This is a genomic window from Zavarzinia sp. CC-PAN008 (assembly GCF_051903925.1).
Lineage (GTDB): Bacteria > Pseudomonadota > Alphaproteobacteria > Zavarziniales > Zavarziniaceae.
This window is the reverse complement of sequence record NZ_CP173678.1, coordinates 3,001,869-3,028,423: the sequence shown is the minus strand read 5'-3', so window position 1 is coordinate 3,028,423 and position 26,555 is coordinate 3,001,869. Positions and strand designations below refer to the sequence as shown.

The 26,555-nt window shown below is 69.4% G+C and carries 26 protein-coding genes; 10 read left to right on the top strand and 16 right to left on the bottom strand.

Features of this window, described 5'->3' with window-relative positions; translation table 11 throughout:
- The first annotated feature begins 8 nt into the window (after window positions 1–8).
- Window positions 9–683 carry a DsbA family oxidoreductase gene (locus ACI6GS_RS14245; RefSeq protein WP_439814115.1) on the top strand — a complete coding sequence of 225 codons (675 nt, stop codon included), beginning with the start codon at window positions 9–11 and terminating at the stop codon, window positions 681–683.
- A gap of 123 nt (window positions 684–806) precedes the next feature.
- Here the strand turns inward: ACI6GS_RS14245 and ACI6GS_RS14240 are convergent, their stop codons facing one another.
- The 8 genes from ACI6GS_RS14240 to ACI6GS_RS14205 all read right to left on the bottom strand — a co-directional run bounded on the left by ACI6GS_RS14240 (window position 807) and on the right by ACI6GS_RS14205 (window position 6,474).
- A complete protein-coding gene (locus tag ACI6GS_RS14240; protein WP_439814114.1) occupies window positions 807–1,970 on the bottom strand; it encodes an acyl-CoA dehydrogenase family protein in 1,164 nt (387 codons plus the stop codon).
- A gap of 42 nt (window positions 1,971–2,012) precedes the next feature.
- On the bottom strand, window positions 2,013–3,575 hold the full coding sequence (locus tag ACI6GS_RS14235) for an AMP-binding protein (protein WP_439814113.1): 1,563 nt from the start codon (window positions 3,573–3,575) through the stop codon (window positions 2,013–2,015).
- A 72-nt stretch (window positions 3,576–3,647) separates the two neighbouring features.
- Entirely contained in the window at window positions 3,648–4,589 is a 942-nt protein-coding gene (locus ACI6GS_RS14230) for an NAD(P)H-dependent flavin oxidoreductase (RefSeq protein WP_439814112.1), read from the bottom strand.
- Window positions 4,589–5,038: a VOC family protein gene (locus tag ACI6GS_RS14225; RefSeq protein WP_439814111.1), complete on the bottom strand. Its 450-nt coding sequence runs from the start codon at window positions 5,036–5,038 to the stop codon at window positions 4,589–4,591. The genes ACI6GS_RS14230 and ACI6GS_RS14225 overlap by 1 nt, the downstream gene beginning before the upstream one ends.
- Window positions 5,039–5,076: 38 nt before the next feature.
- A complete protein-coding gene (locus ACI6GS_RS14220; protein WP_439814110.1) occupies window positions 5,077–5,508 on the bottom strand; it encodes a CopD family protein in 432 nt (143 codons plus the stop codon).
- On the bottom strand, window positions 5,505–5,849 hold the full coding sequence (locus ACI6GS_RS14215) for a DUF3817 domain-containing protein (RefSeq protein WP_439814109.1): 345 nt from the start codon (window positions 5,847–5,849) through the stop codon (window positions 5,505–5,507). The genes ACI6GS_RS14220 and ACI6GS_RS14215 overlap by 4 nt, the downstream gene beginning before the upstream one ends.
- Entirely contained in the window at window positions 5,846–6,106 is a 261-nt protein-coding gene (locus tag ACI6GS_RS14210) for a hypothetical protein (protein WP_439814108.1), read from the bottom strand. The genes ACI6GS_RS14215 and ACI6GS_RS14210 overlap by 4 nt, the downstream gene beginning before the upstream one ends.
- Window positions 6,107–6,120: 14 nt before the next feature.
- Window positions 6,121–6,474 (bottom strand): ArsR/SmtB family transcription factor, encoded by a 354-nt coding sequence (locus ACI6GS_RS14205; RefSeq protein WP_439814107.1) that lies wholly within the window; start codon window positions 6,472–6,474, stop codon window positions 6,121–6,123.
- A 99-nt stretch (window positions 6,475–6,573) separates the two neighbouring features.
- Between ACI6GS_RS14205 and ACI6GS_RS14200 the strand changes: the two genes are divergently transcribed.
- Window positions 6,574–7,002, top strand: a complete 429-nt coding sequence (locus ACI6GS_RS14200; protein ID WP_439814106.1) for an OsmC family protein — start codon at window positions 6,574–6,576, stop codon at window positions 7,000–7,002.
- Window positions 7,003–7,008: 6 nt separating this feature from the next.
- On the opposite strand, the gene ACI6GS_RS14195 is transcribed toward ACI6GS_RS14200, so the two are convergent.
- Window positions 7,009–8,196 carry an acyl-CoA dehydrogenase family protein gene (locus tag ACI6GS_RS14195; protein ID WP_439814105.1) on the bottom strand — a complete coding sequence of 396 codons (1,188 nt, stop codon included), beginning with the start codon at window positions 8,194–8,196 and terminating at the stop codon, window positions 7,009–7,011.
- 153 nt (window positions 8,197–8,349) lie between these two features.
- Between ACI6GS_RS14195 and ACI6GS_RS14190 the strand changes: the two genes are divergently transcribed.
- From ACI6GS_RS14190 to ACI6GS_RS14180, 3 genes are read left to right on the top strand one after another with little or no spacing between them, the layout of a single operon-like run.
- Complete coding sequence (locus tag ACI6GS_RS14190; protein ID WP_439814104.1) at window positions 8,350–9,228, top strand: FkbM family methyltransferase; 879 nt, start codon at window positions 8,350–8,352, stop codon at window positions 9,226–9,228.
- 35 nt (window positions 9,229–9,263) lie between these two features.
- Entirely contained in the window at window positions 9,264–11,420 is a 2,157-nt protein-coding gene (locus ACI6GS_RS14185) for a peptidase domain-containing ABC transporter (RefSeq protein ID WP_439814103.1), read from the top strand.
- Between the two features lies 1 nt (window position 11,421).
- Window positions 11,422–12,780, top strand: a complete 1,359-nt coding sequence (locus ACI6GS_RS14180) for an HlyD family type I secretion periplasmic adaptor subunit (RefSeq protein WP_439814102.1) — start codon at window positions 11,422–11,424, stop codon at window positions 12,778–12,780.
- 12 nt (window positions 12,781–12,792) lie between these two features.
- Here the strand turns inward: ACI6GS_RS14180 and ACI6GS_RS14175 are convergent, their stop codons facing one another.
- The 3 genes from ACI6GS_RS14175 to ACI6GS_RS14165 form a co-directional block, all read right to left on the bottom strand.
- Window positions 12,793–14,826, bottom strand: a complete 2,034-nt coding sequence (locus ACI6GS_RS14175; RefSeq protein ID WP_439814101.1) for an O-linked N-acetylglucosamine transferase family protein — start codon at window positions 14,824–14,826, stop codon at window positions 12,793–12,795.
- 148 nt (window positions 14,827–14,974) lie between these two features.
- Window positions 14,975–15,400: a hypothetical protein gene (locus tag ACI6GS_RS14170; RefSeq protein WP_439814100.1), complete on the bottom strand. Its 426-nt coding sequence runs from the start codon at window positions 15,398–15,400 to the stop codon at window positions 14,975–14,977.
- Between the two features lie 141 nt (window positions 15,401–15,541).
- Window positions 15,542–16,066, bottom strand: a complete 525-nt coding sequence (locus ACI6GS_RS14165; protein WP_439814099.1) for a GNAT family N-acetyltransferase — start codon at window positions 16,064–16,066, stop codon at window positions 15,542–15,544.
- A 264-nt stretch (window positions 16,067–16,330) separates the two neighbouring features.
- Between ACI6GS_RS14165 and ACI6GS_RS14160 the strand changes: the two genes are divergently transcribed.
- Window positions 16,331–17,050, top strand: coding sequence for a YjbF family lipoprotein (locus ACI6GS_RS14160; protein ID WP_439814098.1), 720 nt, complete (start codon window positions 16,331–16,333; stop codon window positions 17,048–17,050).
- Between the two features lie 3 nt (window positions 17,051–17,053).
- Here the strand turns inward: ACI6GS_RS14160 and ACI6GS_RS14155 are convergent, their stop codons facing one another.
- The 4 genes from ACI6GS_RS14155 to ACI6GS_RS14140 all read right to left on the bottom strand — a co-directional run bounded on the left by ACI6GS_RS14155 (window position 17,054) and on the right by ACI6GS_RS14140 (window position 22,412).
- Window positions 17,054–17,875, bottom strand: coding sequence for a dienelactone hydrolase family protein (locus tag ACI6GS_RS14155; protein WP_439814097.1), 822 nt, complete (start codon window positions 17,873–17,875; stop codon window positions 17,054–17,056).
- Window positions 17,875–18,813, bottom strand: coding sequence for a 4-(cytidine 5'-diphospho)-2-C-methyl-D-erythritol kinase (locus tag ACI6GS_RS14150; RefSeq protein WP_439814096.1), 939 nt, complete (start codon window positions 18,811–18,813; stop codon window positions 17,875–17,877). The genes ACI6GS_RS14155 and ACI6GS_RS14150 overlap by 1 nt, the downstream gene beginning before the upstream one ends.
- Window positions 18,810–20,573: a tetratricopeptide repeat protein gene (locus ACI6GS_RS14145; RefSeq protein ID WP_439814095.1), complete on the bottom strand. Its 1,764-nt coding sequence runs from the start codon at window positions 20,571–20,573 to the stop codon at window positions 18,810–18,812. The genes ACI6GS_RS14150 and ACI6GS_RS14145 overlap by 4 nt, the downstream gene beginning before the upstream one ends.
- A gap of 168 nt (window positions 20,574–20,741) precedes the next feature.
- A complete protein-coding gene (locus ACI6GS_RS14140) occupies window positions 20,742–22,412 on the bottom strand; it encodes an electron transfer flavoprotein-ubiquinone oxidoreductase (RefSeq protein ID WP_439814094.1) in 1,671 nt (556 codons plus the stop codon).
- 128 nt (window positions 22,413–22,540) lie between these two features.
- Here ACI6GS_RS14140 and ACI6GS_RS14135 point away from each other — a divergent pair, with 128 nt between their 5' ends.
- The 4 genes from ACI6GS_RS14135 to ACI6GS_RS14120 all read left to right on the top strand — a co-directional run bounded on the left by ACI6GS_RS14135 (window position 22,541) and on the right by ACI6GS_RS14120 (window position 26,513).
- Entirely contained in the window at window positions 22,541–23,458 is a 918-nt protein-coding gene (locus tag ACI6GS_RS14135; protein WP_439814093.1) for a uracil-DNA glycosylase, read from the top strand.
- Window positions 23,459–23,632: 174 nt separating this feature from the next.
- On the top strand, window positions 23,633–25,492 hold the full coding sequence (locus ACI6GS_RS14130; protein WP_439814092.1) for a transglycosylase SLT domain-containing protein: 1,860 nt from the start codon (window positions 23,633–23,635) through the stop codon (window positions 25,490–25,492).
- A 1-nt stretch (window position 25,493) separates the two neighbouring features.
- Entirely contained in the window at window positions 25,494–26,033 is a 540-nt protein-coding gene (moaB, locus tag ACI6GS_RS14125) for a molybdenum cofactor biosynthesis protein B (RefSeq protein WP_439814091.1), read from the top strand.
- Between the two features lie 12 nt (window positions 26,034–26,045).
- Window positions 26,046–26,513, top strand: a complete 468-nt coding sequence (locus ACI6GS_RS14120; RefSeq protein ID WP_439814090.1) for a hypothetical protein — start codon at window positions 26,046–26,048, stop codon at window positions 26,511–26,513.
- Window positions 26,514–26,555: the final 42 nt, after the last annotated feature.

The following is a 26,555-nucleotide window of genomic DNA, read 5'->3' as shown; positions in this document are numbered from 1 at the left end:
GAAACGGCATGAGCGAGACCGACATCAACGCGCCGATCCGCATCGACATCGTCACCGACACCGTCTGCCCCTGGTGCTGGATCGGGAAGCGCCGGCTGGACGAGGCGCTGGCCGCCCGGCCCTTGCTCGACGTCGTCGTCGGCTATCGCCCCTACCAGCTCAATCCCGACATGCCCAGGGAGGGGATGGATCGCCGGACCTACCTTTCGAGCAAGTTCCGCTCCGAGGAAAAGGCCAAGAGCATCTACGAGCAGATCACCCAGGCGGGGGCAGAGCTTGGCCTGCCCTTCGCCTTCGACCGGATCGGCCGGATGCCCAATACTCTCGACAGCCACCGGCTGATCCGCTGGGCCGGGGGTGCCGCCCTCCAGCCCCAGATGATCGAGGTGCTGTTCCGCCGCTACTTCGCGGACGGGCAGGACATTGGCGACCCCGCGGTGCTGGCGGACGCCGCGGATGAAGCTGGCCTGGTCCCCGACCTGGTGGCCGAGCTGCTGGCGCGCGGCGACGACACGGACAAGATCGCAGCCGAGGATGCGCTGGCGCGGGAGATGGGAATCTCGGGCGTGCCCACCTTCCTCTATGACCGTAAGTACGCGATGGTCGGCGCCATCGAACCCCGCCACCACATCAAGATCCTGGACCGCCTGCTCGAGGAACGCGCCGCCGCGGCCCAGGCGTAGCACCGGATGCTTCGAGACGGCCTTCTGCCTCCTCAGCATGACGCTGTTGGTCTTATGGTATTGCCCCCGACCCCGTCATCCTGAGGAGCCCCGCAGGGGCGTCTCGAAGGATCATTCCCGCCACTAGAGCATCGACGCGTCCGTCGGCAGGCCCAGCAACGGGCGGGCCGCCAGCTCATACGTCCCCGGCGCCACCATGACATGCGCCGTCATGGTCTGGGCATCGCGCAGGCGGCGCTGCAGGGCCTGGTCCAGGAAGACGGCGGAGCCACCGGCCGCGTCCTGGACCTCGCGCACGACCTCGGCCGCGGTGCGGGCCATGTGCGTGGCGGACAGGCGCAGGGCCGCGCGGCCGTCCAGGCCGATGGCGCCGCCGGCCTGCGCCTCGGCCCAGGCGGCCTCGACCGACTGGAACAGGTAGGCGCGCGCCGCCGATAGCTTTGCCGTGGCGTGCGCGAACAGAGCCTGGATCGTGCCCCGTTCGGCCAGCGTGCGCTTGCCGCCATCGGGTCGCTTGGCCGTCGCCAGATCGCGGAAGGCATCGAGTGCTGCGCGGGCATTGCCGCTGGCGACCGCCGCGATCCCCAAAGCCAACAGCCCGAACAGGGGAAAGGCATAGAGCGCGCCACTGGCAACCGGGCGGTCGGTCATGATGGAGACGGTGCGGTCGCGCGGCACGCGCAGGTCCTTCACCGCCATGTCCAGGCTGCCCGTCCCGCACAGGCCGGCGGTATGCCAGGTATCGATGAGGTTCGCTTCGGCCGCCGGGAACAGCATCATCCGATGGTCCGGCGCGCCGTTGGCGAAGGTGCGCAGGCGGCCGTCCTCCTCGATCAGGCAGCCGCCGCCGAGCCAGGTCGCATTCTGGCCCCCGCTGACCCACTTCCAGCGGCCGGAGACGCGATAGGCATCGCCCTCCGCCACCGCCTTGCCCATCGGCGCCACGACCCCGCCGGTGATGGCAAGCGGATCGCCGAACATCGCCTGTGCCAGTGGCATCGGCAGGTAGCCGGACAGCAAGCCGGTGGTGGACGCGATCATGACGCACCAGCCGGCCGAGGCGTCGGCTTCCGCCACCGCCTCGATCACGCCCAGGATCTCGGCCGGGGTTGATTCCAGCCCGCCGATGCTGCGCGGCACGCAGGTGCGGAACAGGCCCGCCTCGGCAATCGTCCGCGCCAGGTCGGCCGGCATGCGCCGGCCGCGTTCCGCCTCGTCCGCGCGCGCGGCGATGGCCCCGTGCAGCGCCCGTGCCCGGGCCAGCACGCTGTCCTGTGATCCTCCCATGGGGGTCAGCCTGCCACGCTCCGGGCCCGCGGGGAACAGCGTTCAGCCCACCATGCGCGCCTGGCCTTCCCAGTACCGGGCGCGCAGCACCTTCTTATCCACCTTGCCGACGCCGGTGGTCGGCAGCGCGTCGACGAACTCCACCCGCTTAGGCGCCTGGACAGAACCCAGCCGGTCCTTGACCAGGGCGGACAGCTCCTCTGCCGCGACGCTCGCCCCAGGGCGCAGCGTGACCAGGGCCATGACCGCCTCCCCCCACTTGGCATCCGGCACGCCGATCACGGCGGCGGTCGCGACCGCGGGGTGAGAGGTCAGCACATCCTCGACCCCGCGGGGGAAGACGTTGAAGCCGCCGGTGACGATCATGTCCTTCTTGCGGTCGACGATGAACAGGTAGCCGCGTTCGTCCGCCACCGCCATGTCGCCCGTGTGCAGCCAGTCAAAGGCCAGCGTCTCCGCCGTCTGCTCCGGCAGTTTCCAGTAGCCGTCCATGACATAGGGGCCGCGCGCACAGATCTCTCCCGCCGTGCCGGTCGGCACCTCGTTTCCTGCCTCGTCCAGCAGGCGCACGTCGCAGCTTGTCACCGGATGGCCGCAGGACGCGAACAGGCCCGGATTGCTGGCGTCGTGATCCTGGCGCCGCAGGACGCTGAGCGGATAGCACTCGGTCTGGCCATAGAGCTGGGAGAACACGGGCCCGATCCGCTCCAGTCCCTCCAGCAGCCGCGTGGGCGACATGGGCGAGGCGCCATAGAGCAGCAATTCAAGCGAGGACAGGTCGCTGGACGACAGCGCCGGATCGTCCAGCAGGGCATAGATCATCGTCGGCACCAGCAGCGCCATGGTGATGCGCTGCTCCTGGATCGTGCGCAGGACCTGGCCGGGGTTGAACCCCTGCAACAGGTGCACGGTGCCGCCGCGGATCAGCGTGGGCAGGACCTTGCTGCCCGCAACATGGCTGATCGGGGCCACGGCCAGGTAGCGGCCCCGCTCCGCAATCTCGAAATCGGCCAGGATCGCCGAGGTGGATCCGGTCAGCGAGCGGTGCCGCCGCCAGGCGCCCTTGGACCGGCCTGTCGTGCCGCCGGTATAGTTCAGGATCGCGATGTCGTCGGCCCGGGCCAGGTCCTGGGGCGTGGCACTGCCGCCGTCCAGCGCCGCCGCGACCAGGTCGTGGCCGAAGTCGGCAGGGCCCAGGGTGAAGACATGGGACAGGCGGCCGACCCGGGCGGCCAGCTCCGCCCCGCGCGCGGCATAGGCGCCGGGATCGACCACCAGGGCGTCCACCTCCGCGTCCTCAAGCTGATAGGCCTGATCATCCAGGGAGGACAGCGAATGCAGCGCCGTGGTGCTGAGGCCCAGGGCCTGGGCCGCCACGCCCGCACACCACGAATCGGCCCGATTGCCGGACAGCACGCCCACCCGCTGCCCGCGGCGCAGGCCGGCCGCGTGGAAGGCCCGCTGCATCCGGCCGATCAGGTCGAGCGTGGCCGCATAGGTCAGCTGCCCGCCGTCCCAGGCAAAGGCGACACGGTCGGGATGGCGACGCAGCGCGCGCATCGTCTGGGTGCCCGTCGTGGCACCCGTCTGGACCAGGTTCGTCATGCATCCTCCCTCTGGGGTGCGGGCGTTGCCCGCCCGTGTTCTGTCGCACTGTCGTGGCGGTTGGGCTCCGCCTCAAGCCGTCCTTGCCGCCTCGTACTCCGCGAGGACGCGGGCCACCAGGTCGGCGACGCGCTCCACCCGCTCGACGCCGCTGACCGAATGACCGGCGCTCCAGATGTCGGTCCAGCGGCGCGGGCCATCGGCGCCCTGCCCGCCACCGAACATCTCGCGCGCGGTCTGGGGCGTCACATGCTCGTCCAGCCGGTCGGGGTCCAGGCCGGCGGCGGCGATCGACGGCTTCAGCATGCTGGTACGCAGGCCGGTGAAGGCGCGCGTCAGCAGCACATCGTCCATGGTGGAGTCGACCAGCATGGCGCGGTAGCCATCGCTGGCCATGCTTTCCGGCGTCGCGATGAAGCGTGTGCCCATGTAGCCCAGGTCGCAGCCCAGGACTTCCGCCGCCCACAGGGCGTGGCCATCGCTGACCCCACCCGCCAGGACCAGCGGCCCGTCGAACCAGCGCCGCACGGCGCGCACGAAGGCGAACGGGTTCAGCCAGCCGGTCTGCCCGCCCGCCCCCGCGGTCAGCAGGACCAGCCCATCGGCCCCCGCCCGCGCCGCCTTTTCCGCATGCTCCAGCGTGGCGACATCGGCCAGGACAAGGCAGCCGACGTCGTGCAGCGGGCCAACAACCTCGGCCGGCGAGCCGACGCTGGTGATGACCAGCTCGACCCTGTGGCGGACCAGGCAGGCGAGGTCGTCCTTCATGCGCGGCTGGCGGATGATCAGGTTCGGGCACAGCGGCGCCGCCGTGCCCCCCTCAAGACCCTGCTCCATGGTCGTCAGCCAGGCATCCAGTTCCTCAACCGTGCGGGCATTGGCGGTGGGGAACGCCCCGACCGCCCCCGCCCTGCAGGCGGCAATGACCAGGTCGGGGCCGGACACACGCAACATGGGGGCCGCGATCAGCGGCAGGCTGAGCCGCCGTGCAATGGCTTGGGGCAGGCGCGACATCACGCGGCCCCGGGTGCTGCGAAGCGGACATGGCCATCGGCATCGATCGGCCAGTCCGGGTTCCAGGCAATCTCCCACGCATGGTCGTCGGGATCGGCGACATAGCCGCGATAGCCGCCATGGGCCGGTTCGTCCGCCGCGCGCAGCAGCCCGCCCCCGGCACGGACCAGCCGGTCCAGCAGGGGGGCCACCTCCTCCCGCCTGCGGACATTGTGGGCCAGGGCATAGGCGCCCCGCCGAGCCACGGCCGGCCGGTTCATGTCGGCTTCCAGCGACGGCGTCAGGAACAGGCCCAGGACGAAGCCATTCATCTGGTAGAAGGCGATCTGGTCGTTGATGAAGGAAGGCTCCCAACCGAAACCCTTGGAATAGAAGCCGCGGGCGCGGTCCAGGTCGGCCACGCCAAGCGTGATGACGGCGACCTGCTTCTGTATCGGGTCATGGTTCATGGGCGCCCTCCTGTGTTCTCGTTCGGGGCCGGAGCATCTCAGAACGGCTTGGCCACGACCAGCAGGGCAATCGCACTCACGCCAGCGACGACCAGCCCGGGCAGGATCCGGTAGAAGCCCGGCACCGGCCGGGCCGGATCCGCAGCCAGTCGACGGAGCTGGCCCGAAAGCGCGCCATGGACCCCCGACAGCACGAAGGCGATCGCGAACTTCACGTGGAGCCAGGGATCGCCGGACCAGCCGCCGTCATAGGCCAGCCACAGGCCCAGCGCCCAAAGCACCAGCATGGCCGGGGAGGTGACGACCCTGTCCCAGCGCCGCACCGGCGCGATCAACGCCTGGACGGCCTCGGGCCGGGGCACAGGCACGGCGGCCAGGATCGCCAGCGTCCGCGCGCTGATCAGCATACCGGCCGTCCAGATCAGGGCGGCCGCGACATGAACGGCCTTCAGCCACGCATAGTCGATCATCTCATCCGTCCGCCGGCAGACAGGGTCCGTTCCCGCCGATACAGGCGACGCTCGTTGACGAAGCCGCCGAACGGCAGCATGGCGCCCAGGGCAAGGCGTGCCACTTCCCCCCTTGGCCAGGCGCCGCCCACGGCCGCCTGGACCAGGGCCCAGCAGAATGCCAGGAATGCCAGGCCGTGCAGCGGGCCCAGGATCGCCGTCGCCTGGGGCAGTCCGGCCAGATGCTTCAGCGGTACTGCCACGCCCAGCAGCAGCAGTAGGGTCACCCCTTCCACCGCCGACAGCCGGCGCAGCAGCCGCAGCGCACGGCGTTCCTCGTCCGTTGCGCCGACCATGGTCATTCGACCGACTGCAGGATGCGCTCGATCCGGTTGAGCTGGCTCTTCACCTCGGCCAGTTCGGCATGGACATTGGCCAGGCCGGCAATGGCCGCGGCCTGGCCGCCGGTCGCCCGCTCCGCCAGATCGCGATAGGCCGCCTCCCCCAGCAGGTGCAGGCGCGCCTGGCGCAACCCCGCAAATGTGCGCAGGCCATAGATCGCGATCACGGTCACCAGGACCAGGATCGACAGCAGCAGGAAGGATTGGGTGTGGGCCATGGCAGCATTCATCCTCAACGGTCCGGCGCATCCGGCCCAGGCTGGCTCAACGTCGCGGCCGCCGCGGCCAGGCTGGCCGGCGTCAGCGACAGGGCGAATTCCGCGATCTCGAAGAACTTCAACGCCTTGCCCTCGGCGGAGAGCTCAAGGCGGCTGCGCACCAGGCCCGCCTCCTCCAACTTCTGAAGATGGAGGTGCAGGAGGGGGCGGCCGATCCCCAGTTGGCGTGCCAGGGCGCTGACATAGGTACTGCCCTGAACCGTCAGCGCCGCGAGGATGCGCAGGCGATGCGGGCTGGCCAGCGCTGCCAGCACCAGCAGCAGCCGGTCGCCAGAGGGCAGAGGTTGTCGTTCATTGAGATCAGTCATATGTCAGAAATTACTGACATATGTCACTCGCTGGCGCAAGCGTCTGTCGCGCGGCAGACTGGCCGCACGGATCAACGGTCAGGCAGGAAGGATCAGGTCATGGTGCGCGTGAAGCACAAGCCATCCGTGGCGGTCAGTCGGATCGACATGGGCACCGCCCTGCCGAGCCTGGTTGCCGGCGAAACGTCCGTGCCGCTGGGCAAGGGCCATGGGGACGGCCCAAGCCCGGTCGAACTCCTGGCCAGCGCCCTGGCGGGCTGCATGGCGCTCAGCCTGCGCTACGTGATCGACCGCGGGCACCTGGCCCCCTACATCCGCGGCGTGGACGTGACGGTCACCGCGCACAAGGCGGAGGATCTGCCCTCACGCGTGGCCCGGATGGACGTCGTCGTGACCCTGGACGCAGATGTCGAGCAGGAGGCGGCCGACCTGCTCCTGGCCGAGGCGGAGAAGGTCTGCACCGTCAGCAATACGCTGCACGGCGCGGGCGCCCTGGTGGTCGAGGCCCGCGCAGAGATCAAGAGCTGATCCGCCTCAGAGCCCCAGCACAGCGCCCGACAGGATGTTGCGCTGGATCTCGTTCGAGCCGGCATAGATCGTTGCCGCCCGGTCGTTGAGGAAGCGCGGAACTGGCCGCGCCACGTCCGGCGTGCCCAGTACGGCGTTCCCGCCCCCGGTCAGGCGGGCCAGCGCATAGTCAGGCACGGCATCGGGGCCCAGCACCTCCACCGCCAGCTCAGTCGCGGCCTGGACCAGCTCGGTCCCGCGCACCTTCATCATCGAGCTCCGCGCGCCCGGCTCCTCGCCCTGCGACAGGCTCGCCATGAAGCGGAACTCCAGCGCCTCCAACGCCTCGACCTCGACCTCCAGCGCGGCCAGCCGGGCCTGAAAGTCGGCATCCGCCTGGACCGCGCCGGGCCGGGCCGCCAGGTCGCGGATCAGGCGCAGCTCCTTGCGCAGGCGGGGCGCGTACTGGCCCGAACGCTCGTGCGTCAGCAGGTACTTGGCGACGGTCCAGCCCTCGTTCTCCCGCCCCAGCAGGCCACTGACCGGGACGCGCACGTCGTCGAAAAAGACCTGGTTCACCTCGTGGTCGCCGGCCAGCGTGATGATCGGGCGGATGCTGATGCCGGGCAGATCCATGTCGAACAGCAGGAAGCTGATCCCGGCCTGGGCCTTGCCCTCGAACCTTGTCCGGACCAGGCAAAAGATCTTGTTCGAGAACTGGGCATGGCTGGTCCAGATCTTGGTGCCATTGATCACGTAGTGGTCGCCGTCACGCACCGCCCGGCACTGGAGGGAGGCGAGGTCCGAGCCGGAGCCCGGCTCCGAATAGCCTTGCGCCCACCAGTCCTCGCCCGAGCGGATGCGCGGCAGGATCTGGCGCTTCTGCTCGTCGGTGCCAAAGGCCATGACCACGGGGCCGACCATGCGCGTGGCGTTCGGCGTGACCGGCGGCGCATCGGCCATGACGAGTTCGCGCGCGAACAGGTAATGCTGGGCAACACTCCAGCCGGTGCCGCCATGCTCGACCGGCCAGGAGGGCACGGCCCAACCCCGGTCGTTGAGGATCGACAGCCATTTCTGGGCAACCGGCCGTTCGCAATAGATCCCGGCATTGGCCCGGCCGGCAGCGCGGAGATCAGGCGTCAGGTGGGTGTCCAGGAAGTGCCGCACCTCGGCCGCGAAGGCCTCGTCGGATGCGGAAAAGCGAAGATCCATGGCGCCTGCCCTGCTGCTGTTCGTGGCCCTGCTTCTAGCGGATCCGCAGCTGAACGTGAACGACGCAGCGCCCCTGTTAACCATACCTCAACCCTGTCCACGCGATGCTGCATGCAGCGGTCTCACCCGGCGAGGCCACCCCAGGATGTTGCAATGACCGCTCAGGCCCCCAGCACGCCCACGTTCCGTGACCTGACCGGCAAGCGGGTCCGGGTGAAGGCGGTCGACATCGGCGCCAACCCGATCGATGGCACGCCGCCCTATGCCGGGATGCTGATGGCGGGCGACGCCGAGGTTGTCGGCTTCGAACCCAATCCCGACGCGCTGGCCGTGCTGAAGCAGAAGAAGGGACCGTTCGAGACCTACCTGCCCCATGCGATCGGCGATGGCGGACGGCATACGCTGCACATCTGCCAGGCGCCGGGCATGACGTCCCTTCTGACGCCCAATCCCGCGGTTCTCAACCGATTCCATGGCTTCCCCGACTGGGGCAAGGTCCTCTCGACGATGGAGGTCGATACCAGGCGCCTGGACGACATCCCCGAGACGGCCGGCGTCGACCTGATCAAGATCGATATCCAGGGTGGTGAACTGATGGCGTTCCGCAACGCGACGGATCGGCTGAAGACCGCCCTGGTCATCCATACCGAAGTCGAGTTCCTGCCGCTCTATATCGACCAGCCGCTGTTCTCGGACGTGGACCTGTTCCTGCGTGCGCAGGGCTTTGCCTTCCATCGCTTCTATCCGCTGGTCAGCCGGGTGATCGCACCCCTGGTCGTGAACAACGACATCTATGCCGGGCTCAGCCAGACGGTCTGGGCGGATGCCATCTTCGTGCGCGATTTCACCAGGCCTGACCTGTTCTCGGACACACAGCTTCTGAAGGCGGCCGCGATCCTGCACGACTGCTACCAGTCCCTGGACCTGGTCCTGGCCCTGCTGGGCGAGTACGACACCCGGACCGGAAGCCGGCTTGGCCAGGATTACCTCGCTGGCCTGCACGCCCAGGCGGTTGCCGCCAGCGCGGCCTGACGCAAACCCAGCCGGCAGCGCCGGGCGCCGCCCCCATGACCGACCAGCCGATCTTCACCTTGACCCCGCTGCACACGGCGGTGCGCAGCCTGTTCGTCGTGGCCATGCACCGCGGCGTGCAGCTGAAGCCCGAGCACCTGGTCGAGGTGGCGGAGAAGGACACTGCGGGTTCCATCGTCAAGGTCCTGGCCAAGGTCGGCCTGCGTGGACGTGTCCTGGCCAAGCGGAAATGGGCCGACCTGACCGGGCTCAGCTCGGCCTACCCGCTGCTGGCAGAACGGCGCGATGGCTCGTGGGTCGTCGTCATGAACACCGGCGACGGGCCGGACGGCGCGGTCGCGACGCTGCTCGACCCGCGGGCCGAACAGCACGGCCTGCAGGCCATTCCCATGGCGCAGTTCGTGGCCGAGTGGACCGGCACGCTGGTCCTGTGCAAGCGCGCCAGCCGCGCCACGGAGGTTGAGGGCACGTTCGGCCTGCGCTGGTTCGTGCCGGAGATCCTGCGCCACAAGGGCATGCTGCGGGACGTCGCGATCGCCGCGACCATGTCGAACATCATCCTGTTCGCGACGCCGCTGCTGTTCCAGATCCTGATCGACAAGGTCATCACCCATCGCAGCTACCAGACACTGACGGCGGTCGTGCTGATCTTTGCGATGCTGACGGTGTTCGACAGCCTGTTCAGCTACACGCGGCAGTACCTGATGCTGCTGGTGACGAGCAAGGTCGACGCCAGGTTGGCCTCGCGCATCTTCCAGAAGCTGCTGAGCCTGCCGCTGCACTTCTTCGAGGCGACGACAGCGGGCGTCCTGACCCGGCACCTGCAGCAGACGGAGACGATCCGCCACTTCCTGACGGGGCGTCTGTTCCAGACGTTCCTGGACGCGACGGCCCTGCCGCTGATGCTGCTGATGCTGGTGCTCTACAGCCCCAGCCTGACCCTGCTCGTCCTGCTGTTCTCCTCCGCCATTGCCGCCGTGATCGGCTTCATGGTGCCGACCTTCCGACGACGACTCGAGGGGCTCTATGCCGCCGAAGGCGCGCGCCAGGGCCATCTGGTCGAGACGATCCACGGCATGCGCACGGTGAAGTCGCTGGCGCTGGAGCCGTCGCGTGCCGCGGCCTGGGATGACAAGGTGGCGACCGGGGTGCGCGAACGGGCGCGCGTCGGCCGTATCGCGGCCATCGCCAACGTGGTCACGACGCTGCTGGACAAGGGCATGCAGATCACGGTGCTCAGCGTCGGTGCCATCCAGGTGTTCGATGGCACGCTGTCGATCGGGGCGCTGATCGCCTTCAACATGGTCGCGACGCGCGTGACCGGGCCGCTGGTCCAGATGGTCGGCCTGATCAACGAGTACCAGGAGACGGCGCTGGCCGTGCGCATGCTTGGCATCATCATGCAGCATCCCGCCGAACGCGACCCGGCCCAGGCCGGCATGATGCCCCCCATCACGGGGCGCATGAGCTTCGAGGGTGTCACCTTCCGCTATCCCAACGCGGCGACGCCGGCGCTGGACCGCCTGACCTTCGACATCCAGCCTGGGCAGGTGATCGGCATCGTGGGCCGCTCCGGCTCGGGCAAGACGACGCTCACGCGCCTGATCCAAGGCATCCAGACGGCCCAGGAGGGGATGGTCCGGCTGGACGGCGTCGACCTTCGCCACATCGACCTGACCCACCTGCGCAAGTCGATCGGCGTCGTGCTCCAGGAGAACTTCCTGTTCCGCGGCACGCTGCGCGAGAACATCGCCGCCGCCCGCCCCGAAGCCACCCTGGCGGAGATCGTGGAGGCGGCGCGCATGGCAGGCGCCGACGAGTTCATCGACCGCCTGCCCCAGTCCTATGAGACCTTCGTCGAGGAGAACGGCGCCAACTTCTCGGGCGGGCAGCGCCAGCGGATCGCCATCGCCCGCGCCCTGCTGGTGCGCCCGCGCCTGCTGATCTTCGACGAGGCGACAAGCGCCCTCGACCCGGAGAGCGAGGGGATCATCCAGGACCACCTGGCCGAGATCGCGCATGGCCGGACACTGGTCATCGTCTCACACCGGCTGACCTCGCTGGTCGATTCCGACGCGATCCTGGTGCTGGAACAGGGCAAGGTGCTGGACTTCGCACCCCACAAGGACCTGCTGGAGCGCTGCGGCGTCTACCAGCGCCTGTGGCAGCAGCAGACCCGGGCGGTGGGTTGAGATGGCGACGCTCGCCCGCCTGTGGCCCTTTGCCCGCCAGCGCAGCCCGGAGGACCGCGCGTGGGAGGACGACCAGCCGCCCGATCTGGAGGATATCCTCGCGGAACGTCCGCCGGTCGTGCTGCGCCGCCTGCATTATGTCGTGGTCGCGCTCCTTGTGGCCCTGATCGCGGCCGCGTCGGTCCTGCAGGTCGACATGATCGTGTCCGCGCAGGGCCGCCTGGCGACCGACCGGCCCACCATCGTCATCCAGCCGATCCAGCTGTCGATCGTCCGCGACCTGAACGTGAAGCCGGGTGACGCGGTCCGCCGGGGCGACGTCCTGGCGACCCTGGACCCCACGTTCAGCGAGGCCGACCGCGCCACCCTGACAACGCAGCAGGAGGCGCTGCTGGCGCAGATCGCGCGGCTGGAGGCGGAGGCGGCAGAACGCGACTTCACCCTGACCAGCAATGCGCCGGACGCGCTGCTGCAGCGTGACCTGTTCGAACGGCGGCGCTCGCAATATGCCCAGCGCCTGGCGGCCTTTGACCAGGAAATCGCCCAGCTCAAGGCCGACAGCCGCACGACGGAAGGCGATCGCACCTCGCTCACCCGGCAGCTGGCCATCGCCAAGGAGGTCGAGACGATGCGCGCCGGCCTCTACCAGCGCGAGGTCGGCTCCAAGATCAACTATCTGGATGCACAGGTCGCCCGCATGGCGACCGAGCGCGACATGCAGAAGGCGACCAACCGCCTGAGCGAGATCGAGCACGCCATCGCCGCCAAGCAGGCGGAGCGCCAGGGGTTCATCGACGACTGGCGCCGGCAGGTGCTGGAGGCCCTGGTCGCGGCCCGGGCCAGCGCCTCGGCCGTCGGGGAGAACCTGGCCAAGGCCGCGCGCATCCACGACCTGGTCGTGCTGACGGCGCCTGAGGACGGCGTCGTGCTGGAGGTCGCCCAACGCTCCGCCGGCTCCGTCCTCAAGGAGGGGGAGCCGCTGGTGACCATGGTGCCGGGCAGCGCCGGCCTGATGGCGGACGTCATGCTCGCATCCGGCGACGTCGGCTACGCGCGCACCGGCGACACAGTGGAGATCAAGGTCGACGCCTTCCCCTTCCAGCGCCACGGCCTGCTGCACGGCCGCGTCAGCACGATCGGCGAGGAATCGCTGAGCCCCGCGCAAACCGCAGCACCGGGCAATTTCCATCGCAGCCGGATCGCGATCGACGACACCACGCTGCGCGACCTGCCGCCGGGCACGCGCCTGATCCCCGGCATGACCCTGACGGCCGAGATCAAGGTCGGCAGCCGCTCGGTCATCTCCTACTTCCTCTACCCCGTCACCCGTGGCTTCCGCGAGGCGATCCGGGAGCCTTAGCGCGCCTTGAGCTCACGGCCAGAGGCGACCGTCCGGAACCAGGGGGAAGGTCAGGTCGTGCTCGGCCAGCCGCTCGCGGTACTGGGCCAGGAACGCAACATCGTCCAGCAACTCGCTGCCCGGCAGATCGAAGTCGAGAGCCACGTCGCGATAGACGTCGAGGTTGGCCAGGTTCGGCTGCGGCACGCGCCCCGCCTCGAAATCGGCGAACATCTCCCGATAGAGGTCCTCGAGCGCCGCGACGAGGCGCGGCGTGTCGAACAGCAGGCAGGTATCGCGGTTCGCGGCCAGCGCGTCGCGCAGCGGCTGTAACGTCTCCCGTTCCTGGCCAAAGCCGATCGCCTTGCGCGCATAATCGTCGGCCGACGTCGCGACCAGTTCCGGCAAGCCCGCCGCCCGTACCAGATCGGCGCAGACGCGGGACGGGAAGCTGCGTCCAGGCAGGGTCAGGATCGGCACGCCCATCCACAGGCTGTCGGACGCGGTCGTGTGCGCGCCATAGGGCGCCGTGTCCAGGAACAGATCGGCCAGGACATAGCGCGCCAGGTGCTCAGGGTTCGGCTTCTTCTCGGCGAAGACGATGCGCTCCGGTGCGATGCCGGCGGCCGCGGCGGCCTGGCGCAGGCGCTCGTTGGCGTCCGCCGTGCCGGTCAGCAGCCACAGAACGCTGCCCGGCACATAGCGCAGGATCGTCATCCAGCGCTGGAACACGATGGGGGTGATCTTCTGCATGCCGTTCAGGCAGCAATAGACGAAGGCGTCCTGCGGCAGGCCGGCCTCCGCCCGCGCCGGCACGCGGGGCGAGACCACGCGGCGCCGGTCGTTCGGCTGATAGCAGGGCAGCCGCAGCACCTTCTCGCTGTAGTAGATCTCGGATCCCGGCGGAATCACCTCGGCATCGGCGACAAGGTAGTGGTGATAGGGGCTGCCCATCGAACTGGGATAGCCGAACCAGTTGACGTTGATCGGCGCCGGCTTGCAGGCGAAAACCTTGGTCCGCGCGTCCTTGGTGTAACCGTTCAGGTCCACCAGGATGTCGATGCCGTCGGCCCGCATCTGCACTGCCGCCTGCTCGTCGCTGATGCCGGTCAGGTCGGTCCAGTGGTCGACATTGGCCTTGATCCGCTTGTGCGTCGAATCCTGGGCCGGCACACCGCAGTAGTAGGCGAACACCTCGAACGCGGCGCGATCGTGCAGTTCCACGACCTCGGTCATGGAGAAGCCCACGGCATGCTCGCGCAGGTCGGACGAGACATAGCCGATGCGGATGCGGCCCGGCTTGCGCGTCGCGGGAGTCACCGGCGTCCCCAGCTCCGGCGGGCGGGTTGGAAGTCCCACTTGGCCGCGATTATAGGCGGCACCATTGGCCAGCTGGAACATGGGATCGTCGGTGTGGCACGCCGCCGACAGGGGCGATATGCCCCCGATCAGGGTGCGACGCTTGACGTGCCCCCATTCCTGGATCACCGGCCACTTGCATTGCCGCTGGCGCAGCGCGATCCAATGCTGGACGACGTCGGGCTGGTCCTGGTTCAGGTCCAGCGCCCGCGCGAGGGCATCCTCCGCCGCCGCGTCGCTGTTGTTGACCTCCAGCACCCGGCCCGCCTGCTTCAGCGCCAACGCCTTGTAGGTGACGGCATCGCCGGTCACCGAGGGCAGCCCCTCCGCCAAGGCGAGCCAGGTCGCCACCGCCCGGTCGGCCTGCCCCACCTGGTCCAGCAGGCTGCCCAGGTTGATCTGTGGGGGATAGAAATCGGGCTTCAGCGCGATCGTGGCGCGCAGGGCATTGATCGCGCCGGCGGCATCCGGCAGCTCCGACAGCGATACGGCATAGTTGAAATAGACCGCGAACAGCGTCGGGTGCTCGCCGTTGAAGGCGATCCAGGTCTTGTAGAGTTCGACGACGCGATCGGGGCGTCCCGCCCGCTTCAGCGTCTCTGCCGTTTCCAGCAGGACGGCGATGTCCAGCTGTCGCGCCCTGGCCCTGTTGATCGCCTCGGCAAAGGCTGTGGCCGTCGGATCGGCCTCAGGTGACGGGTCAGGCATCCGGGTCCATCCAGGGCAGAGCGAATCACGCACAGCCAGGATAGGCCGTGCGCGCGCCGCGCTGAACGCTCTTGAGGGGCCTTTCAAGGCGCCGGGGCGGGCGCCGCGGCAAGGCGGCGCCCGCGACCCTGGCCCCGGGGCCGTCCAGCTATTGCTGCGTGACCGTGCCCGCTTCGGGATCGATCACCACGACATGCGTCCCGCCGTCGCGATCGGCCGTGGCGACGAAGACATTGCCTTCCGCGCGCAGGTCGCGCGGCGCGCCATAGCCTTCGTTGTTGAGCAGGTTCAGCGCGTTGGTCTCGCGCTGGGCATCCGGGGTCTGGTCCGGATTGTCGGTCGCGGCCAGGCCCTTCTCATAGAGCATCTGGTCGGTGGCGTTCAGGCCCACGGGCGCCGGGGCCTGCTGGCTGGCGCCCGCCGTTGCCGCCATGTCCATGGTCGCATTCATCCGGGCCTGCTCGGCGGCCTGGCTGCTGACATGGCCATCGGCCTCGACGCTGGCGGCGAAGGCGGGACCGGCCAGGACCATTGCGGCCAGCGCGGCGCCCGCCATAAGGGACGACTTGCTCATCGGTCTACTCCAAAACAGGGCGGGGCATGCGTGCTCCGCGCCGTTTCAAAGACCGTGGCGGCCCCCGGGTTCCCGCAGGCCACGCGCCCGTACCTTCGGGCGCTCGTTCAGGCGGCCCGCAGGCCGGGCCGCCTGGTCCAGTCAGGCGACGGCGCGGGCCTCATCCTCGACCCACTCGCCCCGTGCGTTCAGGATGCGGCCCGACAAGCCGTCCAGCGCGCCCGGAACCAGACCGCGCACCAGCAGCCGCTGCCGGTCGACCCAACCCGGCATGACCAGGTTCTCGGCCCCCTCGCGGGAGAAGCCCATGCGCTGGTAGTAGTCGAGGTCGCCGACCAGGATCACCACCTTGTGCCCCAGGCGCCGCGCCTCCTCCAGGCCGTGGGCCATCAGCTTCTGGCCGATGCCAACGCTGCGCAGGGTGCCATCGACGGCGATCGGCCCCAGCAGCAGGGCCGGCGTCTCGCCAACCCAGATGGGCCAGAAGCGCAGCGTGCCGCAAAAGGCACCGTCCAGATGCGCGACGAAACTCAATTCGGGCAACGGATCGACGCCATCGCGCAGGCGATAGACGGTCTTGACGTTGCGGGAGGGGCCAAAGGACGCGTCGAGGAGTTGCTCGATCGCAGCCGCGTCGTGCGGCTGTTCGAGGCCGATGGTCAGCATGGGGCAGAGGACTTTCAAGACGGAAACGAAGCACCGGTCAAGGGATCGCACGCGCCAATCGCGTGGCCGCTCAGGGTCGTCGTCGTGCCAATCCTGCCCAGCGCATTCCGGTTCCTCCTGCAAGCGGTGCGCATGACACCGTTCGCGTGCCGCAGAGAATTCATGTCATAGCGGCCAATCGTCAAGACTTCGTTGCGGGCAGCGGGGACAGGACAGTGTTGTTGCTTGCACATGGGCCACAGGCCGCGCCATGGTCGCCAGCCGATGCCGCAACCGCTGTCCGCCCTGCCCCCTTCCGCCATCGGCCGATGCGGCCTGATCCTTGTCCTGGCTCTGACGCTGGGTCTTGCGCCGGGCGGCTGCCAGACACTGGAGCGCTATGACCGCCTGGGCGACCGCCTGGCCCAGGCGACCGGCCTGTCCGACGCGGCTGCTCTTCCGTCCCGAGACCAAATTGCCGCCTCGCCCTTCGCGCAGATCGCGGTCGACGTGGCGGGCAACCGGCCGACCGTGATGACCCTGGAAACCGTCCAGGCCAATGGCGATACGGTCTGGACCTCGTCGGACCTGGTGAAGCTGGTGCTGCGGGGGGCCCGCCTGGTCCAGGTGGCGGGCGTCCCGGACGAACTGCGAGCCACGATGGCGCTGGGGCAGGATCCCGTGGCGGCGACCGGCCGTGCCGGTTTGCCCCCCGTTCCCGACGGCCTGCAAACGGCCCGCCATGTCGACCTGGACACGGCGCAGGGCTACCGCACCGTCGTCCTGGACTGCACCTGGCACTGGGACGAGCGGGAGCAGGTGGAGATTGCCGGGGCCAGTTTCGCAACACAGGTCCTGGTCGAGGACTGCTCCGCCCGCGCCCTGCCCTGGTCGTTCCGCAACCGGTTCTGGCTGGATACCGCCAGCGGCTTTGCCTGGCAGAGCCTCCAGCATCCCAATCGGGGGGAGCCCTCCCTGATCCGCGTGCTCAAGCCCGCAGGCTGAGGATCAGGACCCCAGGCCCGCCATCGGCTGCGGCTGGTTCAGCCGGTTCTGGTTCAGGAAGTGCACGATCGCCCCTTGCGCCTGGGGATCACCCAGCACGTCGTGGCCCGCACCACCCTGCAGGATCAGCGAGCGCGAGCCGTTCGACTGGTTCATGAAGGCGCCGCAATCGCCGTTCTGGGCCCGGGTCTGGCTTTCCGAATACCAGGGGTCGGACGAGCGCACGATGGCCAGCACCGGCACCCAGGGCGGCGCATCCAGTCCGGCAACCAGGGGCGAGCCGTGGCACGTCCATTGCGCGATGACCCGCGCGCGGAAGGCGTCGCCACGATACAGCGCCGCCGCCACGCCGCCTTCACTGGCGCCAACCAGGTAAAGCTGGCGCATGTCGATCCAGTCGAATTGCGGCATCTGGTGCACGGCGAAGGCGATTTCCTCCTGCCGGAAATCGTAGACGAACAGGTTGTAGCCGCCGGTCCGGGTGGTGGGGTCGCATTGCAGCGGCCGATAGCGCCGCGCCATGCTGTCGGGCGCTATCACGGCATAACCCGCCGCCGCCAGAACCTTCAGGATCGTCGTATCGCCCAGGCCGGTGCAGCCATGCAGATAGACGACCGTGGGGAACGGGCCGCGGCGCAGCGGACCCTGCGCCTCCAGCGCCGCCATCTTGATCGGCACGACGGCCTCGCCATCGGCGGGCGGCAGCGCGACCATCGCCTCCTGCCAGGTCAGCTCGATATCGGACAGCACGGGCTGGGCGGGCGGCGGCGCCGTCTGGCAACCCGCAGCCAGCAGGGCCAGGCCCAGGGCAAAGACGCGCAGCATCAGGGGGCCGCGGCCTCCCCATCCGGTGCGCCGGCCAGGTGGCTGGGAACGACCCACCAGGCCGGTTCCGCGGCGGCCAGGCGTGACGCTGCAGCCTGGGCGGCCGCACGGTCGGCAAACAGGCCAAAGCAGGTGGCACCGCTGCCGCTCATCCGAGCCAGCACCGCACCAGCCTGGCGCAGGGCGGCCAGCACATCGGCGATCGCCGGCACCAGGGCAATGGCCGGACGCTCCAGGTCATTCCGCCGGGTCGCCAGGGCGGCGGCCAGGTCGCCCACGTCGCGCGGTGCCACCGTGATCGGATCGGCGGCAGAGAAGCGCCCGTCAAACGCCTTGAACACGGACGGCGTCGCCAGCGGCACGCCGGGATTGACCAGGACCAGCGCCACCGGCGGCAACGCGGGCGCCGGCTTCAGGACCTCGCCCACGCCCTGCATTGTGGCGCTGCGCCCATGCAGGCACGCAGGCACATCGGCACCAAGGGAAAGGGCCAGGGCGGCCAGGTCTTCCTCGGCCGGGGACGCCTGCCACAGGTCGCACAGCGCCCGAAGCGTCGCCGCCGCATCGGCGGACCCGCCACCAATGCCGGAGGCCACGGGCAGGTTCTTCTCCAGGTCGATGGCAACCGCCGGAGCGCGGTCCAGCAGACGCGCCAAGCCCCGCGCCGCCCGCGCCACCAGGTTGTCGGCACCGTCCAGCCCCGCGGCAAAGGTCCCTTCGACCGCCACGCGCAGTTCAGGTGCCGCGGTCACGGCCAGCCGGTCCCCTGTCGCAGCAAACGCGACGAGACCGTCCAGCAGGTGATAGCCGTCCGGTCGCCGGCCGGTCACGTGCAGGTAGAGGTTGAGCTTGGCCGGCGCAAGGCACCGGACCACGGTCCGTGCCGCCGCATCCGGCCGGCCGGCATCCGGCCTGGCCGGGACCATGCGATCGCTCAAGGATTGCTCGCCGTCTGGTCCATCAGGCCGCGATCCAGCTTGCGCTTCAGGTCGCTTTCCTGCTCCGGCTCCGGCGACAGGTTCAGCGCGTGGTTCCATTGGAACCGGGCCTCCATCCGGCGGCCGACCTGCCACAGGGCATCGCCGAGGTGGTCGTTGATGACCGGGTCCTGCGGCTCCAGCGTGACCGCCCGCTCCAGCCGCTCGACCGCATCCTCGTACTTCCCCTGCTTGAACAGGACCCAGCCCAGGCTGTCGACGATGTAGCCGTCATTCGGGCGCAGCGCCACCGCCCGCTCGATCATGGCCTGCGCTTCCGGCAGGTTGCGCCCCTGTTCGACCCAGGAATAGCCCAGGTAGTTGAGCACCAGCGGCTGGTCAGGCGAGAGTTCCAGCGCCTTGCGGAAATCAGCCTCGGCCGCGTCCCATTGCTTGGTCCGCTCGCGCGAGACGCCACGGGCATAGAAAAGGACCCAATGCCGGTTCTGCGGCGTGCCCGCCAGGCGGATGGCGGTGTCGTACTGGATCGCGGCGTCGGCGAACTTCTCCGCCTCGCGCAGCGTGTCGGCCAGGGCCACGGCCGCCTCCAGGTCCTGCGGCCGTTCCGCGATCATCGCCCGAAGGTCGGTCACCGCCTCGTCCTGGCGCTTCTGCCGCGTCAGGACCAGGGCCGCGCGCAGGCGCGCGTTCCAGCCCAGGATCGGGTCCCTGGACAATTCGCGGAACAGGTCCAGCGCATCGTCCATGCGTCCCGTGTCCTCCATCAGGTCCGCCAGGAGAGAGGTTGCGATCGCCAGATCGGGCTTGGCAAAGCGGGCCAGGCGCAACGACCGCTCGGCCAGGTCCTGGGTCCCATCCTGGCTCAGCACGCTGCCCGCGGCGTAGAGCGCCTCGCCCACGCCATCGCGCGGACTGGTGGCCAGCGGCCGCGGCGGCTTGCCCTTGGCCTCGACCCGGGCCTTGGCGGCCAGGATCAGCGGGTTGGTGGGCGAATCCTTGAGGAAGGCGTCATAGACGGCCAAAGCCTCGTCCCGCCGGTTGGCCCGCTCCAGCGCGCCGCCATAGGCCTCGACCGCGCGGACCCAGTGCCCGGCCGGCGAATCGACCAGGACCTTGTATTCGGCCAGCGCCTCGGCCGAGCGGCCGGCCTGGTCCAGGATCAGGCCGCGCTGGAAGACGCGGAACGGCTCGAAGGCCGATTTCTCGGTCAGGGCATCCAGCGCCTGCAGGGCGGCGTCGTGCTTGCCCTCCCCCGCCAGTGCCCAGGCCCGCAGCACCGGGCCGAACAGGGCCAGCGTGCCGTCCTTGGAATTGGCGTCCAGCAGCGCGCCGACCTTGGCCCATTCCTCCCGCGCGACCAGGTCGACGGCCACCGTCAGGACCGCCGCGGGTTCGTCGGTCTTGGCCTCGACCAGGCGCTGGGCATAGGGAACGGCGCGGTCGACCTGCCCATCCGACAGTTTCAGCAGGAAGGCGCGACGGACCAGCGCCAGGTTGTCGGGATCGGCGTCCAGCACGCTGGCGAAGAAATCCGACGCCGATTCGGGATCGTTCTGCGCCCCGGCATAGAGCCCGGCCAGATAGCTGCCGAACGGTGAGCGGTCGGCGACCAGGATCGGCCCGCGCGCCCTGCTGGCTGCGGCACCGTTCGCGGCATCGGCCGTCAGCGCAGGCCCCCCTGCCGGGCCCGGGGCTTGGCATCCGCCGATCGCCAGCGCCGCCAGGACGGCCAAAGCAGGGGCGCGGCGGATACTCGTCATCGACATACTCCCAGTCCAGCTACAAGGACCCAGCAACGGCACGCGGACCACCGGGGGCCCGGGGACGACCCGGCAGCCCGGCCGCCCCACCCTCATCCTAGGGCGATGCGGGCCGTTCGCCCAAGCGCCAAGCGCGGAGCCAGCCCGTCCTGGCCGCCTGCCGGGATCCTACATGTTCGGATAGTTTGGCCCGCCGCCACCTTCCGGAACCACCCAATTGATGTTCTGGGTCGGGTCCTTGATGTCACAGGTCTTACAATGGACGCAGTTCTGCGCGTTGATCTGCAGGCGCGGTTCGTTGGCCGGACCGTCGCGCACAATCTCATAGACACCGGCGGGGCAGTAGCGCTGCTCCGGCGCGTCGTACTCGGCCAGGTTGATGCGGATCGGAACCGTCGGGTCCTTCAGAGTCAGGTGGGCCGGCTGGTTCTCTTCATGGTTGGTGTTCGAGATGAAGACCGAGGACAACCGGTCGAAGGTCAGAACGCCATCCGGCTTCGGATAGGCGATCTTCGGCGCCTCGCTCGCCTTCTTCAGGGACTTGTGGTCCTCGTGGTTCTTCAGCGTCCAGGGCATCAGGAAGCCCAGGCCCAGTTGCTGCAGCCACATCTCGACGCCGCTGTACAGCGAGCCGAACACGGTCCCGAATTTGGCCAGCGCGGGCCTGGCGTTGCGGACCCGGTGCAGGTCCTTCCAGACAAACGACTCCTTGAGCGCCTCGGGATAGGCGGTCAGTTCGTCATGCCCCGTGCGCTCCGCGTTCAGCGCCTCGAACGCCGATTCGGCGGCCAGCATGCCGCTCTTCATCGCGTTGTGGGTGCCCTTGATGCGGGGCACGTTCACGAAGCCGGCGGAGCAGCCGATGATGGCGCCCCCGGGGAAGACCAGCTTGGGGACGGCCTGCAAGCCGCCCTCGTTGATGGCGCGGGCGCCATAGGCGACGCGCTTGCCGCCCTCGAAGAACTCGCGGATCGACGGATGCGTCTTGAACCGCTGCATCTCCTCGAACGGCGACAGGTGCGGGTTCCAGTAGTCCAACGCCACGACGTAGCCCACCGCCACCTGGTTGTCCTCCAGGTGGTAGAGGAAGGCACCGCCCGCCGTCTTGGTATCCAGCGGCCACCCTTGCGCATGCAGGACCAGGCCCTGCCGGTGCTTGGAGGGATCGACCTGCCACAGTTCCTTGACGCCGATGCCGAAGGTCTGCGGCTGCACGCCGTCGCGCAGGTTGAAGCGCTGGAACAGCCCCTTGGTCAGCGAGCCGCGCACGCCCTCGGCAAAGAACGTGTACTTGGCATGCAGTTCGACGCCGGGCGTGTAGTTGTCGGTGGGCTCGCCATCCTTGCCGATGCCCATGTCGCCGGTGGCGACACCCTTCACGCTGCCGTCCTCGTGGTACAGCACCTCGGCCGCGGCGAAGCCCGGATAGATCTCGACGCCCAGCGCCTCGGCCTGGGTCGCCAGCCAGCGGCAGACGTTGCCCAGGCTGACGATGTAGTTGCCGTGATTGTGCATGAACGGCGGCAGCGCGAAGTTGGGCAGCCGCACCGAGTTCACCTCGGTCAGGACCAGCCACTGGTCCTCGGTCACCGGGGTATGGATCGGGGCATCCATCGACTGCCAGTCGGGCAGCAGTTCGTTCAGCGCGATCGGGTCCAGCACCGCGCCGGACAGGATATGGGCGCCGACCTCGGATCCCTTCTCGATCACGCAGATCGTGTATTCCTTGCCCTGCTCGTTGCAGAGCTGCTTGAAGCGGATCGCCGCGGACAGGCCCGCGGGGCCCGCTCCCACCACGACGATGTCGAACTCCATCGCTTCGCGCTCTGGCCGTTCCATTCCTGTGTCCACCATGCCGACCTTGATCTGATCGGCTGTTATGCAAGGCCCGGGCGTGACGGTCAAACTCTTGCAACGTCCCGACCGGGTGCGTTGGCCTGCGCGCCGCTTGCCGCTAGGCTCCGCCCGTGAGCAGCGAGCCGCCCCCGGACCCCAGCCCGCCCCGCCCGCGCGACCCGCTGGCGGTTCTGCGCTGGCTTGTCGACATGGGTGTGGACGAGGCGATCGATCCCGCCCCCGTCAACCGGCTGCGGAGCAGCAACACCCCTCCGCGCGCGCCGACGGAAGAGGCCAGGACACAGGGCAGCACCCGCCTCCAGGAGGGCGGCGACAGTGCACCCGCGCCGACCGAAGGCCTGGACGCGATCCGCGACCGCGTGCGCACCGCGGCGCCCCCGCCGGAGCGGCGCCCGGCGCCCACCAATGCTGCATCGCACACAAAGCTCGACTCAGTGCCCGAGGCCGACCTGCGCGCGGCGGCGGCGACAGCCGGCACGCTCGACGAACTGCGCGCGCTGCTCGCCGCGTTCGAGGGCTGCGCCGCGTTGCGGAAGGGGGCCAAGTCCCTGGTCTTTGGCGACGGCAACCCGGCGGCACCCCTGCTGGTCCTGGGCGAGGCCCCGGGTGCCGAGGAAGACAGGCAGGGCAAGCCGTTCGTGGGCGAGAGTGGGCAGTTGCTGGACCGCATGCTGGGGGCGATCGGGCACGACCGGACGAGCGCCTACATCCTCAACCTGCTGCCCTGGCGTCCCCCCGCCAACCGCGATCCGACCGACGCGGAAATCGCGACCTGCCTGCCCTTTGTCGAGCGTCACATCCAGCTTGTGGCGCCCCGTGTCATCGTCACCCTGGGCAAGAGTGCCAGCGCCACGCTGTTGCGCCGGACCGAGGGGATTTTGCGACTGCGAGGGAAGTGGCAAGACTGGAATGGCATCCCTGTGATGCCCACATTGCACCCGGCCTATCTGTTGCGAGACCCGCTCAACAAACGGCACGTCTGGCGTGATTTTCTGGAGATCAGAAACCGCGTCCAATCAACAGCCTGAACCTGCGCAATAGCGTCCAGGTCATGGACCGCATCCATATCTGGTTGGCGAGATCACGGAACGTGCTTGCCGGATCATGCCTGCCTCGGCTATATGCCCCGCCTGATGACGGCTTCGATGGTCGAAAGACCGCCTTTGCCGGCCGGGGGGCGTACCGGATTCCGGTCACGCACAGTGGCCCTGCTCCTGAGCGTCGCACTCTCCGCCTCTGGCGGAAGCGACGTTCACGCCCGCCCGTTGCCGGATGGCGCCGCCGCAGCGCAGCCCAGTCCCCTTCGACCTTTGTCGGAGACGGACGCACAGCGCTACCGGCGGATCTTCACCCTTCAGGACGCGGGCGCGTTTGCGGCCGCGGACCGGGAGATTGCGCGCCTGGACGACCAGATCCTGCTGGGTCACGTCCTGCGCGAGCGCTACCTCCACCCCCGCGCCTACCGCTCGACCTATGACGAGTTGGCCGGCTGGATGCGCGCCTATGCCGACCAGCCGGGCGCCGACCGCGTCCACGTTCTAGCCGAGCGGCGGCGCCCGCGGGGTGCCGCGGATCTTGCCAGCCCACGCCTGCCAATGATGGATGGCGTGGGCGCGGTGCTTGGCGCCGGCACCGCCCCCATCGCGGTCCAGGCCCGCCCGCCGGAGACGGAGCAGCGCTCGCTCGCCTCCGTGGCGCCGGGGATCGCGCGGTCACTGCGCGCCGACCGCCCGCAGGAGGCGGTCCGCCTGCTGCGCACCTCGAGCCTGCCGCAACGGTCCCGCGCCATCGCGGAGGCGGGTGTCGCCGCCCATTTCCTCCAGGCTGGCGATGCCGCCGACGCCTTGAACCATGCCGAGGAAGCCTTGCGCCGCGGTGCGGAGCACGTCCCCCTGGCCAACTGGACGGCCGGGCTCGCCGCATGGCGCCTGGGCCGCTTCACCCTGGCCGAGGCCCATTTCGGCCGCCTGGCACGCAGCGAGAAGGCCGATGCGGCAACACTGACTTCCGCCGCGTTCTGGGCCAGTCGGGCGGCCGTGCGCGGGCGCAATCCCGGCAACATGGTGGCGTGGCTCAAGATCGGGGCGCAGCATCCCGAGACCTTTTACGGCCTGCTGAGCAGCCGCATGCTGGGCATGCCACCCCCCGCGGCGCCCCTGCCGATGCGCGGCGCGCGCGCCGCGACCGAGGGTGACGACAGCGCCGCCGACGCGCCGGTTCCGGGCGTGGACGCGCTGATCAGCCTGCCGCCGGTGCGCCGGGCGGCCGCGCTGATCCAGGCCGGCCGCGTCGACCTGGCGGGCGATGAACTGTCGGCAGTCGAGACCGCGACCGAGGGCCGCCTGCATGACGCGCTGCTGGAACTGGCCGGCCGCCTTGGTCTGCCGACGCTGCAGATGCGCCTTGCTGCGGCGGAGCGCAATGGCGTGCTGGCGCCCTATCCCGTGCCGCAGTACAGCCCGCATGGCGGCTACCGGATCGACCGGGCCCTGGTCTATGCCCTGGTCCGGCAGGAATCGCGCTTCGACGCACGCGCCCGCAACCCGTCGGGTGCGCGCGGCCTGATGCAGCTGCTGCCCTCGACCGCCATGCCGGTGGCGCGCGCGCACCGGATCCCGATGCGCGGTCCCGACGACCTTTTCCGGCCCGAGGTGAACCTGGCGGTGGGCCAGGCCTATGTCCGGTCACTGATGTCCCTGCCGGAGATCGGCGACAATCTGCTCTACCTGGCGGCGGCCTATAATGCCGGGCCTGCAAAGCTGATCCGTTGGACCGCGGCGATCGACGATGACGACGATCCGCTGCTCTTCCTTGAGATGATCCCGAACACGCAGACCAGGACCTTTGCCGAGCAGGTCCTGGCCGACCTGTGGATCTACAAGCTGCGCATGGGCCGGCAGCCCGCCTCGCTCGACGCCCTGCTGCAGGGCGACTGGCCGCGCTACCAGGCGCCCGACGACCTGACAGGGAGCGATGGCCCGACCTCCGCCTCCGGCGACACGGGTGTCCTGCTGGTCGAACCCCAGGACGTGGAGCCCGAGGTCGTGGAGACGGTGCACTAGGATGCCGCTGGACCTGACACGCAGCTTCATTCCCGTGGGCATCGGGGTTCTGACGATTTCCGACAGCCGCAGCCTGGCCGAGGACCGCTCGGGCGACACGCTTGTCCAGCGCCTGGGCGATGCCGGCCATCGCCTGGCTGCGCGGGACATCGTGCCCGACGAGCGTGCCCTCATCGCCGCGACCCTCCGCGCCTGGGTCGCCGATCCCGCGGTGGAGGTGGTGCTGGCGACGGGTGGCACCGGCGTGACGGGCCGCGATGTGACGCCCGAGGCGGTGCGCGACGTGATCGACAAGGAGATCCCGGGCTTTGGCGAGCTGTTCCGCTGGCTCAGCTACGCCAAGATCGCCTCCTCCACGATCCAGTCCCGGGCGCTGGCCGGCGTTGCAGGCGGCACCTACATCTTTGCCCTCCCCGGATCGCCGTCGGCCTGTCGCGATGCCTGGGACGACATCCTGGTGCATCAGCTGGACAGCCGGTTCCGACCCTGCAACTTCGTCGACCTGTTGCCGCGGCTGACCGAGCAGGGTCGCCAGGGCTGAGCCGACGTCCCGATGCAGCGCAGCAAGGAGCCGCTCTACCGCCGCGTCAACACACGCACCCACGGCGTGCGGCACAAGAGCGGCGGCGACTTCCGCTGGTCGCGCCGCCGCGACGACCGCCAGGCTATGGGCGCCATGGCGTCCGGCGCGCAGCGCGGCCTGGACTATACGCCCCTGTTCCGCTTCCTGCTGTCCCGCGTGGGCCGCGACTGGGATGCCGTGCTGGGGGAGGCGACGGCCCGCCTGGACCGGCCGGATCCCATCTATTGGCTGGTCGCCCGCAGCGAGGAGGAGCGCCGGCCGGTCGTCCTGCTGGGGGAAAGCAGCTGGTTCAGCGGCCTCTATGTCGACGACGCGAATCGCCTGGCACTGGTCGACCCCGATCTGACGGTCGAGCAGATGGAGCCGAGCTGTGCCTGCTGCACGCACACGCTGAACGGCGTACCGTTCGTGAGGCCCTATCGACCGGCCCCGGATTGACGTCCTGGCGGGCGGGTCGCGATGGGTCGCGCGCCATGCCCT